Origin of the sequence: Rhodanobacter sp. C03 (assembly GCF_002001175.1) — a bacterium.
GTDB lineage: Bacteria > Pseudomonadota > Gammaproteobacteria > Xanthomonadales > Rhodanobacteraceae > Rhodanobacter.
Map to the genome: position 1 here is coordinate 311,453 of NZ_MUNT01000001.1, position 14,000 is coordinate 325,452.

General features: G+C 64.3%; 12 protein-coding genes. 8 read left to right on the forward strand and 4 right to left on the reverse strand.

Annotated features, from left to right (window positions below):
• Positions 1–14: 14 nt before the first annotated feature.
• From B0E48_RS01230 to trxA, 4 genes are all read right to left on the reverse strand, one after another.
• Positions 15–1,382, reverse strand: a complete 1,368-nt coding sequence (locus tag B0E48_RS01230; RefSeq protein ID WP_077516837.1) for a glutamate--cysteine ligase — start codon at positions 1,380–1,382, stop codon at positions 15–17.
• 148 nt (positions 1,383–1,530) lie between these two features.
• Positions 1,531–2,466: an ankyrin repeat domain-containing protein gene (locus B0E48_RS01235; protein WP_077515628.1), complete on the reverse strand. Its 936-nt coding sequence runs from the start codon at positions 2,464–2,466 to the stop codon at positions 1,531–1,533.
• Positions 2,467–2,584: 118 nt separating this feature from the next.
• Positions 2,585–4,465, reverse strand: coding sequence for a transcription termination factor Rho (rho, locus tag B0E48_RS01240; RefSeq protein WP_077516838.1), 1,881 nt, complete (start codon positions 4,463–4,465; stop codon positions 2,585–2,587).
• A 187-nt stretch (positions 4,466–4,652) separates the two neighbouring features.
• Positions 4,653–4,979: a thioredoxin TrxA gene (trxA, locus tag B0E48_RS01245; RefSeq protein ID WP_077515629.1), complete on the reverse strand. Its 327-nt coding sequence runs from the start codon at positions 4,977–4,979 to the stop codon at positions 4,653–4,655.
• A 392-nt stretch (positions 4,980–5,371) separates the two neighbouring features.
• On the opposite strand from trxA, the gene rhlB reads away from it, so the two are divergent.
• From rhlB to B0E48_RS01285, 8 genes are all read left to right on the forward strand, one after another.
• Positions 5,372–7,126 (forward strand): ATP-dependent RNA helicase RhlB, encoded by a 1,755-nt coding sequence (rhlB, locus tag B0E48_RS01250; protein ID WP_077515630.1) that lies wholly within the window; start codon positions 5,372–5,374, stop codon positions 7,124–7,126.
• Between the two features lie 121 nt (positions 7,127–7,247).
• Positions 7,248–7,925 (forward strand): cell division ATP-binding protein FtsE, encoded by a 678-nt coding sequence (gene ftsE, locus B0E48_RS01255; RefSeq protein WP_077515631.1) that lies wholly within the window; start codon positions 7,248–7,250, stop codon positions 7,923–7,925.
• A complete protein-coding gene (gene ftsX, locus B0E48_RS01260) occupies positions 7,922–8,905 on the forward strand; it encodes a permease-like cell division protein FtsX (RefSeq protein ID WP_077515632.1) in 984 nt (327 codons plus the stop codon). The genes ftsE and ftsX overlap by 4 nt, the downstream gene beginning before the upstream one ends.
• Positions 8,906–9,044: 139 nt before the next feature.
• Positions 9,045–9,887: a response regulator gene (locus B0E48_RS01265; protein WP_077515633.1), complete on the forward strand. Its 843-nt coding sequence runs from the start codon at positions 9,045–9,047 to the stop codon at positions 9,885–9,887.
• A gap of 14 nt (positions 9,888–9,901) precedes the next feature.
• Positions 9,902–10,618: a uracil-DNA glycosylase gene (gene ung, locus B0E48_RS01270; RefSeq protein ID WP_139350115.1), complete on the forward strand. Its 717-nt coding sequence runs from the start codon at positions 9,902–9,904 to the stop codon at positions 10,616–10,618.
• Positions 10,619–10,791: 173 nt separating this feature from the next.
• Positions 10,792–11,649 carry an RNA polymerase sigma factor RpoH gene (rpoH, locus tag B0E48_RS01275; RefSeq protein ID WP_077515635.1) on the forward strand — a complete coding sequence of 286 codons (858 nt, stop codon included), beginning with the start codon at positions 10,792–10,794 and terminating at the stop codon, positions 11,647–11,649.
• Between the two features lie 161 nt (positions 11,650–11,810).
• Positions 11,811–12,491: a response regulator transcription factor gene (locus B0E48_RS01280; protein ID WP_077515636.1), complete on the forward strand. Its 681-nt coding sequence runs from the start codon at positions 11,811–11,813 to the stop codon at positions 12,489–12,491.
• On the forward strand, positions 12,475–13,854 hold the full coding sequence (locus B0E48_RS01285) for an ATP-binding protein (protein WP_254423806.1): 1,380 nt from the start codon (positions 12,475–12,477) through the stop codon (positions 13,852–13,854). Before B0E48_RS01280 ends, B0E48_RS01285 begins: the two co-directional genes overlap by 17 nt.
• The last annotated feature ends 146 nt before the right edge of the window (positions 13,855–14,000 follow it).

Here is a 14,000-nt window from a genome sequence, read left to right on the forward strand (position 1 = left end):
AGCTTGAATGCTCGTCAGTACGCGAACTCGCGGAACACCGGATCGACGCTGCCGTTCCAGGCGCCGTGGAACAGTTCCAGCTTGCGTTCGGCCGGGGTCTGGTTGGCCTGCACGATCTCGATCATCGGTTCCAGGAAGATGCTCTCGTCGGCGCCGTTCTTGTTGAGGCGGGCGCGACGCTTGAGGCCGTGGCCGGCGATCTTCAGTGCTTCTTCGGCGAGGTCGCGCACGGTGCCGTTGCGGAACGGCAGCTTCAGCGCATGCTTCGGCACGCCATCGCGCAGCGCGTGGCGCTCCTCGCGGCTGAAGTCCTTGACCAGATCCCATGCCGCATCCAGCGCTTCGTCGTCATACAGCAGGCCGACCCAGAACGCGGGCAGCGCGCACAGCCTGTTCCACGGGCCGCCGTCGGCACCGCGCATTTCCAGGTACTGCTTGAGGCGAACCTCGGGGAATGCGGTGGTGAGATGGTCGGCGAAGTCCTTCATGTTCGCCTTGGCGCCTGGCAGCATCGGCAGTTCGCCGGCCATGAACTTCTTGAAATCCTGTCCTGCGAGGTCGAGGTAGTTGCCCTCCTGCAGGCTGAAATACATCGGCACGTCGAGGATGTAGTCGACGTAACGCTCGTAGCCGAAACCATCGGCGAAAACGAAGTCGAGCATGCCGGTGCGGTCCTTGTCGGTATCGGTCCAGATGTGCGAGCGATACGACAGATAGCCGTTTGGACGTCCTTCGGTGAACGGCGAATCGGCGAACAGCGCGGTGGCGATCGGCTGCAGCGCCAGGCTCACGCGGAACTTCTTGATCATGTCCGCTTCGCTGGAGAAATCCAGGTTCACCTGCACCGTGCAGGTGCGCGTCATCATGTCCAGGCCGAGCGAGCCAACCTTGGGCATATATTCGCGCATGATCTTGTAGCGGCCCTTCGGCATCCACGGCATCTCGTCGCGGCGCCACTTCGGCTGGAAGCCCATGCCGAGGAAGCCGAGGCCCATGCCGTCGGCGATCGAGCGCACTTCCTCCAGATGCGAGTTCACCTCGCAGCAGGTCTGGTGGATCGTCTCCAGCGGCGCGCCGGACAGCTCCAGCTGGCCGGCCGGCTCCAGCGTGATCGAGGCCTTGTCGCGCGACAGCGCTACTGGGTTCTCGCCTTCGCGGGCCACGTCCCAGCCGTAGCGGGTAGCAATGGTTTCCAGCAGCAGCTTGATGCCGCGATCACCCTCGAAGGTCGGCGGACGCAGGCTGTCGGTGAGGAAGCCGAACTTCTCGTGCTCGGTGCCGATGCGCCACGCCTCGCGCGGCTTCTCGCCGGCAGCGAGGTAATCGGTCAACTGCTGGCGGTCCCGGATCGGGGTGCTCTTGACGGCACTGGGTATGGACACGGGCAAAGCCTCGCTGGGTGAGCGAGTCACTATGGGGGTGTTGCGTGACAACGAAAAGGGGGTGAGGGCAAATAATTGGACGGGGCGGTACAGATGGTGCGGTACGGCGATTCGTTGGAAGTGCCGATGGCGCGCCCGGGAGCAACCGTCAGTGGGCGTGTGCACTCGCCGTGTCAAACGCAGGGCAGATCAGTCGGGCGACCAGATCATCGGGCAGATTTTTGCGGCGACCGACCTCGGCGTCGGTGGGCAACACCCTCTTCTGCTTGTGATGCTTGGTCTGGTACGCGTCGATTCGCTGCTGGCGGCTTCGATATTCGGCACAGGGGTCGGCGCCATGATCCAGCAAGAGCGTCACCATGGCTGCGTTGCCCCCGGCGATGGCCGTAATCAGTCCGTCGGAAGAGTCGCCCAAGGCGATCGAGGGGTCGGCACCGTGATCGAGCAGACGTTTGACGATGACCGGATCGTCAGCGATCACCGCCATGACCATGACATCGTTGCTATGTGTAGTCCGTGCTTTCAGGTTGGCGTGGTGGCTCAACGCGACATCCAATGTCGTCAGATCGCTGCATTGCGCTGCGATGGTCGCTACGGGACCCTCGGGGCGGCCGTCGAACAGAAAATCTGCGTCCAGCAAGCGTGCTGTCTTCGGGTCTGGATCGACGCTATCCCATTTAGGATCCTTCTTCACTTCAGCCAAGAGCTGATCGCGAAACTTGCGGTCGAGGGCAGGCAGCGTTCCCTGAGCATCGATCAAGGCGCCATCGTCCAGCAGGCCAGCCACCATGGCAGGCTCTCTCGCGTAGGCCGCGATGATCAATGCGGTTTGCCGCCAACGCACTGCATCGCCCTTATTCATTTCGATCAGCTGCTGACGTACTTGCGGCAACTTGCCGTCTATCACATTCAGCATCAGGGTGTTGATGGCAGGAGGCGCATCGAAAACGCCGTGCAGCGCAATCTTGCGTATGAGGGCGGTCTGATATGGGCATATCTGTGCCAGCGGAAAAGGTTTCTGATCGGCTGCGGCCGACCCTGCGAGTAACAGTCCAAGCACAAGCAACGTAACACGCAAAAGCATAAGTGTTTCCCCTTGGACTTCCGGCCGATTGCAGCCGAAGGAGGGCACTTCCGCAAGTGCGCACAAAGAGAAAGGCCGGCGAAGAGCCGGCCTTTCTGGGTGATGCGATGAAGCGGGATCAGCGCTTCATCGAATTGAAGAACTCGTCATTCGACTTGGTGTTCTTCATCTTGTCGAGCATGAACTCCATTGCGGAGAGCTCGTCCATCGGGTGCAGCAGTTTGCGCAGGATCCAGATCTTGGCCAGCATGTCCGGCTCGATCAGCAGATCCTCGCGGCGGGTGCCGGAGCGGTTGATGTCGATTGCCGGGTACACGCGCTTTTCGGAGATGCGGCGGCTCAGGTGCACTTCCATGTTGCCGGTGCCCTTGAACTCCTCGTAGATCACCTCGTCCATCTTGCTGCCGGTTTCGGTCAGCGCGGTGGCGATGATGGTCAGCGAACCGCCTTCTTCGACGTTACGCGCTGCGCCGAAGAAACGCTTCGGGCGCTGCAGCGCATTCGCGTCGACACCGCCGGTGAGTACCTTGCCGGAGCTCGGCACCACGGTGTTGTAGGCGCGGGCGAGGCGGGTGATCGAGTCGAGCAGGATCACCACGTCCTTCTTGTGCTCGACCAGGCGCTTGGCGCGCTCGATCACCATCTCGGCGACCTGCACGTGGCGCACGGCCGGCTCGTCGAACGTCGAGGAGATGACTTCGGCGCGCACGGTGCGGGCGATTTCGGTCACTTCCTCCGGACGCTCGTCGATCAACAGCATGATCAGGTGCGCGTCGGGATGGTTGTAGGTAATCGCCTGGGCGATGTTCTGCAGCATCATCGTCTTGCCGGACTTCGGCTGGGAGACGATCAGGCCACGCTGGCCGCGGCCGATCGGCGCGATCAGGTCGAGGATGCGGCCGGTGATGTCCTCGCTCGAACCGTTGCCGCGCTCCAGCTTGAACGACTTGCGCGGGAACAGCGGGGTGAGGTTCTCGAACAGCATCTTGTTCTTCGACGCTTCCGGCGGATCGCCGTTGATGTCGTCGACACGCAGCATCGCGAAATAACGCTCGCCTTCCTTCGGATGGCGCACACGGCCGGTGATGTAGTCGCCGGTGCGCAGGTTGAAGCGGCGGATCTGGCTGGGCGACACGTAGATGTCATCGGGGCCGGCCAGGTAGGACTCGTCGGCCGAACGCAGGAAGCCGAAGCCGTCCTGCAGGATTTCCAGCACGCCTTCGGCCCAGATGCCGCCGCCTGAGCGTGCGTGCGCCTTGAGCACGTTGAAGATCACGTCCTGCTTGCGGGCGCGGGCGATGCCTTCGTGCAGGCCCAGCGACTCGGCGAATTCCAGCAGCTGGATCGCGTTCTTGCGCTTCAGTTCGGTGAGGTTGATGACGCGATCATTGCTGCCCGGATCGGCGTTGTCGTCATCCACCGGCAGGCCGTTCGGGTTGGGGCGCTGATGCTGCGGACGTGGCTGCTGCGGGTTCGGATTCGGATTGCCACCGCGCTCGTTGCGCCGGCGACGGCCACGGCCGTCGCGACCTTCGCGAGGACCATTGTTGGGGTTGTTCGGGTTCGGGCCTGGGTTCTGGCCCTGGCCGCCCTGATTCGGGTTCTGGCCCTGGTTCGGGTTTTGCGCCTGGGCCTGGTTCTGGCTCTGACCTTGGCCCTGATTCGGGTTCGACGCCGGATCCTGATTCTGGTTCTGGCCCTGGTAAGCGGCAGGCTCGCGCGGTTCCTGCGGCGCCCGCTGCGGTGATGTTTCGTTACGTGGCGCTGGCGCCTGGGTTGCCTGCGCTGGCGTCGGCCGTTCGGCTGGTGCCGGGGGCGGCGCTGACGCGGCGGCGGATGGCGTCTTGTCGCTCATTGCTGCTTTTTCTGCGTTGGCCGCTGCAATCGCCGCCGCCGTGCGGCGCGGCGCGCGGGGGCGCGGCTCGGGCTTGCCTTCGGCAGCAGGGCTGGTATCGGCGCGCTTGGCGTCGTTCGGGATGTTGTTTTCGTTATCGGACACGGGCAATCCTCGCGGGGCGCCGTTGAATTACAGGAGGGAGGGTGTGCGTCGCGCGGAAGGCGCAAGGGGACAGGACTGTCCCGACGGACGCGATGAATCTAGCACCCGCTGCGTATCGGCGTAAAGCCTCGCAAGCCGGCCGGGCAATGCCGGGCCGGCTTCATGCAGCGGATTTGGAGCAGGTGGATCAGATGGCCTTGTCGATCATCTGGGTCAGCTGACCCTTGCTGACGGCGCCGATCTGGGTCGCCTCGACCTTGCCGTTCTTGAACACCATCAGGGTCGGGATGCCGCGCACGCCATAGGCTCGCGGGGTCTGCTGGTTCTGGTCGATGTTGACCTTGACGATGCGCAGCTTGCCTTCGTACTGCACGGCCAGCTCATCCAGCATCGGCGCGATGGCCTTGCACGGACCGCACCATTCCGCCCAGAAATCCAGCAGCACCGGAGTTTCGGATTTGAGCACCTGCTCGTCGAAGGCGTCGTCATTCACATGGGTAATCAGGTCGCTCACCGGGGATCTCCGTGGCTGGGGGCGCAAAACGTGCGGGGTGACTAAAGTGGGGTGGCAAACTCGGGAAAACAAGGAGATAGCGACCGTGAGGCCGTCATCAGCTACACTCAGGCGCCCATGAAGCATGGGTTGAACAGGAAGAGGGCATGCCGTGACGGCAAGTCTTCATTCCAGCGCAACTCCGGGCACGATTCAAGGGCAGCTTGCACAGCTGCCCGTCAGACCGCCGGCAAATACGGCGTCGCCAGCCGCGGCGCGACCTTGTTGACCCTGACATTGAGCCGCTTCGCTGCGCATCGCGCACCCGTCCTGCGCCGCCCTCCGCCGACCTTCGGCGTCTGAAGCGGCTGCAGCGCATCCCGCCGCCGTCAGGCAAGGTTACCCATCCGCATATGTCACAAACCGTACTCACCGACACTTTCTTCACCAATTTCGATCTTCAACCGTTGCTGCAGCAAGGCCTGGACGACAGCGGCTTCACCCGCTGCACGCCGATCCAGGAAATGACCCTGCCGCTGGCACTGGCCGGCCGCGACGTCGCTGGCCAGGCACAGACCGGCACCGGCAAGACCTGCGCCTTCCTGGTCGCGCTGATGAATCGCCTGCTGACCACGCCGGCCGTGGCCGACCGCAAGGACAGCGATCCGCGCGCACTGATCATCGCGCCGACGCGCGAGCTGGCGATCCAGATCGAGAAGGACGCCAAGGCGATCGGCCGCCACACGGGCCTGCGCAGCGCACTGATCTACGGCGGCGTCGATTACGACAAGCAGCGCCAGCAATTGAAAGATGGCTGCGACATCATCATCGCCACCCCAGGTCGCATGCTCGACTACCACAAGCAGGGCGTGTTCAGCCTCAACAGCGTCGAAGTGATGGTGATCGACGAAGCCGATCGCATGTTCGATCTCGGCTTCATCAAGGACGTGCGCTTCATCTTCCGCCGGCTGCCGCCACGCGAGCAGCGTCAGGTGCTGCTGTTCTCCGCCACTCTGTCACACCGCGTGCTGGAGCTGGCCTACGAGCACATGCACAACGCCGAGAAGCTGGTGGTGGAGAGCGACAACGTCACCGCCGACAAGGTGCGCCAGCTGGTCTACTTCCCTGCGAAAGAAGAGAAGATGCCGCTGCTGCTGAATCTGCTCGATCGCACCAAGCCGAGCCGCAGCATCATCTTCGTCAATACCAAGGCCGCCGCCGAGCGCATCACCGAACGGGTCAAGCGCCACGGCTGCCGCGTCGGCGCGATCTCCGGCGATGTGCCGCAGCTGAAGCGGCAGAAGCTGCTGCAGCGTTTCCAGGACGGCCAGCTGGACATCCTGGTGGCCACCGACGTGGCCGCACGCGGTCTGCACATTCCGGCGGTCAGCCATGTCTTCAATTACGACCTGCCGCACGAAGCGGAGGATTACGTGCACCGCATCGGCCGTACCGCGCGACTCGGTGCCGAGGGTGACGCGATCAGCTTCGCCTGCGATCTGTACGCAATGTCGTTGCCGGAAATCGAGACCTATATCGGTCAGAGCATTCCGGTCGCGTCGATGGATCCGGAACTGTTGATCATGCCCAAGCCGCATGCAATCGATGCCGAGTTCGCCGCGAATGCGGCGGCCGACAGCGCCGCCTTCGGCGATGTAGTGGCGCCGCGTCCGGGCGAGGCGCCGCGTCGCTCTGGTGGCTCCAGCCGCAGCGGCGAGCGCAGTGGTGCCGGCCGTACCGGATCTTCGCGTCCGCCGCGCGAGCGCAAGCCGTTCGTACCCGTCGTCGACGGCGGTGTCGCGACCGAGCAGCCGGTGGCCGTGGCCGTGCACCAGACCGAGGCAGCTCCGGCGGCTGACGGCAGCGTCGCTGCCGAAGGTGCACGCAAGCCGCGTCGTCGTCGTGGCGGCCGCAATCGTCGTCGCGAAGGCGCGCCAACCGATGGCGTCGAGACGAACGGTCACACCACCGCCGTGGCCGAGGGCAACCGTGCGCCGCGGGGCGAGCGTCGTCCGCCGCGCGAGCGCAATGCGACGGAGTCCACCGGCAGCACCCACAACCGGCCGTCGCGGCAGGTCGCGGTGACCTCCGGCAAGACCGGCGAACACGCCCATCCGAAAAAGCCCGGCTTGTTCCGCCGGCTGACCCGGCTGTTCACCGGCCGCTGAGCGCATCGATCGCCACGGGCTGAACTCGTGGCGATCAGCGGACGCATGAAGTCCGCATCTTGATGCCGGCTTCCCTTATCCTTGGCGCTGATATGACGGCACGCAGGCTCGGGGATACTCGGTGATCCATTTTGATCAAGTCAGCAAGCGCTACGAAGGTGGCCATGAGGCGCTCTCGCAGCTTTCGTTCGAGGTGCCGACCGGCGAGATGGCCTTCATCACCGGTCACTCCGGTGCCGGCAAGAGCACCCTGCTCAAGCTGCTGGGTCTGATCGAGCGGCCCTCGCACGGCACGATCAGCATGGACGGCAAGAGTCTGTCGAAGATCCGCCGCAGCGGCATTCCGAAATGGCGACGGCAGCTCGGCATGGTGTTCCAGGATCACCGCCTGCTGATGGAACGCACGGTATTTGCCAACGTCGAACTGCCGCTCGTGATCGGCGGCATCGCCAAGCCCGAGCGCGCCAGACGCGTACGCGCGGCGCTGGAGAAGGTCGGCCTGCTTGCCTACGAACGCCAGCTGCCGGACACCCTGTCTGCTGGCGAGCAGCAGCGCGTCGGCATTGCCCGCGCGATCGTCGCGCGTCCGACCTTGCTGATTGCCGACGAACCGACCGGTAACCTCGATCCGCAACTGGCGGTGGAGATCATGGGCCTGTTCGGCGAGTTTCAGCAGGTCGGCACCACCGTACTGGTCGCCAGTCACGACCTGCCGCTGATCAAACGCATGAAGAAGCGCGTGATCGTGCTCGACCATGGCCGGCTGGTTGCTGACCTGGCAGCGCAGGAGGTGCTGTGAACACGCCGCCCGAAGCCAGCCACACAACCACGCCCGATGCGCCGCCGCGCAACGAGCACACTCGCGGGCGCCGTCTCGGCAACTGGCGGGAGCATCACGGCTGGAGCGCGGCGGCCAGCCTGCGCCGGCTCGCCTCGCGTCCGCTTGGCAGCCTGCTGACGATTGCGGTGATGGGCCTGGCGCTGGCGTTGCCGCTGGCGTTTTACCTGTTGCTGGGCAATGTGCAGAAGCTCGGCGATGCGCTGGGTCAGACCCAGGCGATCAGCGTGTTCCTGCAGCCCGGTCAGAGCGAACAGCAGGCGCAACTGCTGGCCAAGCAGCTGGGCGATCGTCCCGAGGTGGCTGCGGTCACCGTGAAAACCCCGCAACAGGGCATGGATGAACTGGCCAAGATGCAGGGTTTCTCCGGTGCCCTGCAGAGCTTGGACAGCAACCCGCTGCCGTATGTGCTGCAACTGCAACCGCGCGCGGAAGTGAGTGCCGACGCGCTCGAGCAGCTGGTGACCGATGTGCGCACGATGCGCAGCGTCGAGCTGGTGCAGGACAGCGGCAGCTGGCGGCAGCGGCTGGATGCGCTGCTTGGCGTCGGCAATCGTGTCGTGCTGGTGCTGGCTTCGTTGCTGGCGCTGGCGGCCTTGCTGGTGGTCGGCAACACGGTGCGGGTGGATATCGCCAGCCGCAGCGAGGAGATCGGCGTGCTGCTGCTGGTAGGCGCCAGCAGTGCGTTCGTGCGCCGGCCGTATCTGTATGCCGGGATCTGGTATGGCCTGTTCAGCGGCATCCTCGCTGCGCTGCTGGCGGTGCTGATCGAGTTCGCGCTGGCCGGACCGGTGGCACAGTTGAGCCGGGCCTATGATGGCAAGCTGCAAGTCGGTGGTCTGCCTTTGTGGCTGTTGCTGGCGGTGCCGGTGGCGGCGGCTGCGCTGGGCTGGCTTGGTGCGCGACTGGTGAGTGCCTGGCAATTGCGCAAGCTGGGCTGAGGGACTCTGCCGAAGGCGATGCGAATCGCAGCATCGACGTGGCGGTCAATGCATTATCTGTAGCGGAAAGCGGGCGCAGGGGGTGCGCTCGCAGGTTCATCGGCAGGGATCGCCACGAGTCGAGTGGATTAGCCAAGGAATGAGTACAAATATCAGCAGTCGCCTGCTCACCGAGGCACCACGTGTGCTGGTGGTCGACGGCTCGCGCGTGGTGCGGCAGTTGATCACCCGGGTACTGCAGGCCGAGCTGCCCGGCGTCGAAGTCGTCGGTTGCGGCAGCGGCGCCGATGCACAACAGGTACTCGGCGAAGGCGTGTTCGATTTCATCACCATCGCGCTGCGCCTGCCCGACATGGACGGGCTGGAACTGGCGCGCTTCGTGCGCGAGTCTGCGCCGCAGATCTACGTGCCGATCGTGGTGGTCTCCGGCGATGTCGAGGATCGCCTGCACCGGCGCTCGCTCGGCGAGCACGTCACCGATTATTTCGACAAGGCGCTGGGTTTCCAGGCGTTGGCCGAGTTCATCCGCGGCTATGTAAGCCCGCAGACGTCCGCGGAGGGCACCGTGCTGTACGTCGAGGACAGCCGCGTGGTGGCCCTGGCGACCCGTCGCATGCTGGAGAAGATCGGACTCACCGTGCGTCATGTGGTCAGCGTGGAGGATGCGCTGGCGCTGCTGGAGACCGATCGCGTGCTGGGCTGGGTCGGCGCCGACGTGGTGTTGACCGACGTCAGCCTGAAAGGCGAGCTGACCGGTGGCGACCTGCTCGAACACATCCGTGGCGAGTTCGGTTACGGCAAGGGTCGCTTGCCGGTGCTGGTGATGACCGGCGACGAGAACCCGGCTAACCAGGCCGCGCTGATCCGCGCCGGTGCGAACGATCTGGTCGAGAAGCCGGTCGAGGAAAAACTGCTGATCACCAAGCTGCTGTTCCAACTGCGCGTGGCACGGCACCTGCGCGAGCGCGCGAGCAAGGCATGAGCGACGAGCGGCCCATGCCCGAAAAGATCCGGTTGGAGCCGTCGTGGAAGGCGCGCATCGGCGATTATCTGCAACGCCCCGAGATGCAGGCGCTGGCGACGTTCCTGCGTGCGGAGAAGCACGCCGGCAAGCGGATCTATCCGCCCGGTCCGGAAATCTTCGCCGCGTTCGAACACACCCCGTTCGACGCGGTGCGGGTGGTGATCCTCGGCCAGGACCCGTATCACGGCGCGGGCCAGGCGCATGGCCTGTGCTTCTCGGTGCGCCCTGGCGTGCGGGTGCCCCCGTCACTGGAAAACATTTTCAAGGAGATCCAGCGTGACCTCGGCATCGCGCGACCCGACCACGGTTGCCTCACGCCATGGGCCGATCGCGGCGTGCTGCTGCTCAACAGCGTGTTGACGGTGGAGGACGGCCGCGCCGGCGCGCATCAGGGCAAAGGCTGGGAAGGTTTCACCGATGCCGCGATCGACGCACTCAACCGCGAGCGCGAGGGTCTGGTGTTCCTGTTGTGGGGCTCCTACGCCCAGCGCAAGGGCCAGTTGATCGATGGCAGTCGCCATTGCGTGCTGAATTCGGTACACCCGTCGCCTTTGTCAGCCCACCGCGGCTTCATCGGTTGTGGCCACTTCTCGGCTGCCAACCGTTACCTCGAATCCCGCGGCCACGCGCTGATCGACTGGTCGCTGCCGCCGCGTTCCGCATTGCAGGGCGGTTTCACGCCCGCTTGAATGCTGCTGGGCGACCCTCATGTCGAGGCCATGGGGCCGCTGGACAAGAGCCGTAAATATCTGTACGATACGGTTCATTAAGTCCCCGAGCCCATCCGGGTCGAACTAATCACCGGCTTAGCACTCCAACCACCCGAGTGCTAAACTTTGATGTCATTCAGGAGGTTCCACCCATGTCTCAAGCCTTGGTGACCGCCAACTTTCCGCTACCGAGCGTAGTGGGCAGTCTGGATGCCTATATCTCTGCGGTGCATCGGATTCCGGTGCTGACCACGGAAGAGGAGCAGGCGCTGTCGCGCGACTTCCTCGAAGAGGCCAATCTGGCTTCGGCCAAGAAGTTGGTGATGTCGCATCTGCGTTTCGTGGTGCATGTGGCGCGTGGCTACAACGGCTACGGCCTGCAGCTGGCCGACCTGATCCAGGAAGGCAACATCGGCCTGATGAAGGCGGTCAAGCGTTTCGATCCGGATCAGGGCGTGCGCCTGGTCAGCTTCGCGGTGCACTGGATCCGTGCCGAGATGCACGAGTTCATCCTGAAGAACTGGCGCATCGTCAAGGTCGCCACCACCAAGGCGCAGCGCAAGCTGTTCTTCAACCTGCGCAAGAGCAAGAAGCGCCTGGGCTGGATGAACGCGGCCGAGGTGCGCACGGTGGCGTTGGATCTGGGCGTGCCCGAGGCGACCGTGCGCGAGATGGAATCGCGTCTGTCCGGCCGTGATATCGGTTTCGAAGCGCCGGCGGATGCCGACGACGATGCGAAGCCGGCACCAGCGGCGTTCCTGATCGATGAAGGCGCCGACCCGTACGAGAACGTGGCCGACGCCGACGATGCCGACAACCAGATGTCGACGCTGTCCAGCGCCTTGAAGAACCTGGACGAGCGTTCGCGCAACATCATTCAGCGCCGCTGGCTCGACGACGACAAGGCCACTTTGCAGGATCTGGCCGACGAATACGGTGTCTCCGCCGAACGTATCCGTCAGGTCGAGGCGAACGCGATGAAGAAGATGCGCGGTTTGTTCGCCGCCTGAGCGATGCGTACATGAGTCACTACAAACGGCCTCCTTCGGGAGGCCGTTTCATTCGGCACATCCATGTGCCTCACCCTATGGGCGGCTATCGCCGTGCAAATCGGCGATCCTGCCGATTTGTCGTTATGCTCGCTCTCAGTATTGCACTTGGTAAATGATCGATGCCACGCATTCTGGTCATCGAGGACGACGACGTCACGGCGCGCGAGATCGCGGCGGAACTGGCCAGCCATGGCATCGATACCGACCGTGTGGCGGATGGACGCGAAGGCCTGCGGCGTGCGGCGGATCCCTGCTACGACGCGATCACACTGGACCTGATGCTACCTGGCCTCGACGGGCTCAGCGTGGTGACACAACTGCGCGGGCAGGGCATTGCCACGCCGGTGCTGATGATCAGTGCGCTAAGCGACGTCGACGAACGCGTGCGTGGCCTGCGCGCCGGTGGCGATGATTACCTGACCAAGCCGTTTGCTCCCGACGAAATGGTGGCGCGGGTGGATGTGCTGCTGCGCCGGCATCGCCAGCAGGCACAGCAGACACTGTTGTGCGTCGCCGATCTGGAGCTTGATCTGGTGCGCCATGTGGTGCGCCGTGGCGATACCCAGCTGTCGCTGCTGCCTACCGAATTCAAGTTGCTGGAATTTTTGATGCGCCATGCCGGTCAGGTGCTGACTCGCACGATGATCTTCGAGACGGTGTGGGGTTTCCATTTCGATCCCGGTACCAACCTGATCGATGTGCACATCGGCCGGTTGCGCAAGAAGATTGATGCAGCGGGTTGTGCGCCGCTGATCCATACCGTACGTGGCTCGGGGTACAGCCTTGCGCAGACTGACTGACAACTGGCGTTCCACCACCGCGCGCCTGATCCTGATCTATGGCTCGTTCTTCGCGCTGTGGGGCATCGTGGTGATCGGCCTGATCCACTGGCAGGCAGCCAGCTATCTGACGCGCGTCTCCAACGAGCTGATCGGCCGTCAGGCGGATTACTTCTCGATGCTGGACGAACCCACGCGACTGCGCGCGCTGGATGACTACGTCTCGCTGGAGACGCGGCAACTCAACGCCTGGGGACTGTTCGACGCCCACGGAAAAGCGCTGGCCGGAACGATTACCGTGCTGCCACCGAATGTGCTGATCAATGGCCCGGTGGCCATCGTGCCGCAAGGTCTGGCGCGCAGCGATGGCCATGCGCATGTCAGCGTGCGCGCCGCGGCCGTGCGCCTGCGGGACGGGCGCATCCTGCTGGTCTCGCGGGATACCAGCATCGTCGACCGGATCGGCACGATCATCCTGCAGGCCTTGCTGTGGGGCATCTCGTTGACCGTGGTACCCGGCCTGCTTGGCGGCTGGCTGCTTTCCCGTGGACCATTGCGGCGCGTCCATGCGATTCGCGAAGCCACCCTGCCGATCATGCGCGGCGACTTGGCCCAACGCCTGCCGGTGAGCCGGCGCGGCGATGAGCTGGACATGCTGGCCGGCATCGTCAACGCGATGCTCGACGAAATCGAGCGCCTGCTCGGCGAAGTGAAAGGAGTCTGCGACAACATTGCGCACGACCTGCGCACGCCGCTGACCCGCTTGCGCGCACGGATCTACCGCTTGCAGCAGCAGTTCGGTGCAGACAGCAGCGAGAATGAAACGCTGGAGGCATGCCTGGTCGACACCGATGCACTGCTCGATCGCTTCCGCGCGTTGCTGCGCATCTCGGAGCTGGAAAACCAGCAGCGTCGCGCCGGATTCGACCAGGTCGATCTGGCCGAGATCCTGCAGGAAGTGCATGCGCTGTATCTGCCGCTGGCCGAGGACCGCGGTCAGCGGCTGGAGCTGCAGCAGCCGTCGTTGCCGCCGATCCATGCGGACCGGCATCTGCTGCTGGAGGCGTTGAGCAACCTGGTCGGCAACGCGATCAAGTTCACTCCGCCCGGTGGTCGCGTCGATATCCGCGCGCGGGTTGCCGAGGATGGTCCATGGGTGGACGTGTGCGATAGCGGGCCAGGCATCCCGCCCGATCAGCGCGACGCGGTGACGCGCCGCTTCTATCGTGCCGAGAGCTGCCGCAGCACGCCGGGGTCCGGACTGGGCCTGAGCATCGTCAGCGCGATCGCACGCCTGCATGGCTACACGCTGCAGATTGCGGACAATGCTGGTGATAGCGGTGCGCGATTGAGCCTGCATTGCCGAGATGCCGCCGCCGTGTAGCCGCGGCGATCGTGGTGTCGGGTTTCAGCGTCACGAAACGTGCGTTCGGCGCGACACCGCGGCCGAATATGAAAATATCTTCATGCACCGAAACGGTAGCGGCGCAGTGCGGCATGTCAAAATTTGCCGCTACGCAACATTCTCGC

Excerpts from the sequence above, each read along its gene's own strand:
- B0E48_RS01235 (WP_077515628.1), bottom strand. The coding sequence starts at position 2,466 with ATGCTTTTGCGTGTTACGTTGCTTGTGCTTGGACTGTTACTCGCAGGG.
- B0E48_RS01280 (WP_077515636.1), top strand. The coding sequence starts at position 11,811 with ATGCCACGCATTCTGGTCATCGAGGACGACGACGTCACGGCGCGCGAG.
- B0E48_RS01265 (WP_077515633.1), top strand. The coding sequence starts at position 9,045 with ATGAGTACAAATATCAGCAGTCGCCTGCTCACCGAGGCACCACGTGTG.
- rhlB (WP_077515630.1), top strand. The coding sequence starts at position 5,372 with ATGTCACAAACCGTACTCACCGACACTTTCTTCACCAATTTCGATCTT.
- ung (WP_139350115.1), top strand. The coding sequence starts at position 9,902 with ATGCCCGAAAAGATCCGGTTGGAGCCGTCGTGGAAGGCGCGCATCGGC.
- rpoH (WP_077515635.1), top strand. The coding sequence starts at position 10,792 with ATGTCTCAAGCCTTGGTGACCGCCAACTTTCCGCTACCGAGCGTAGTG.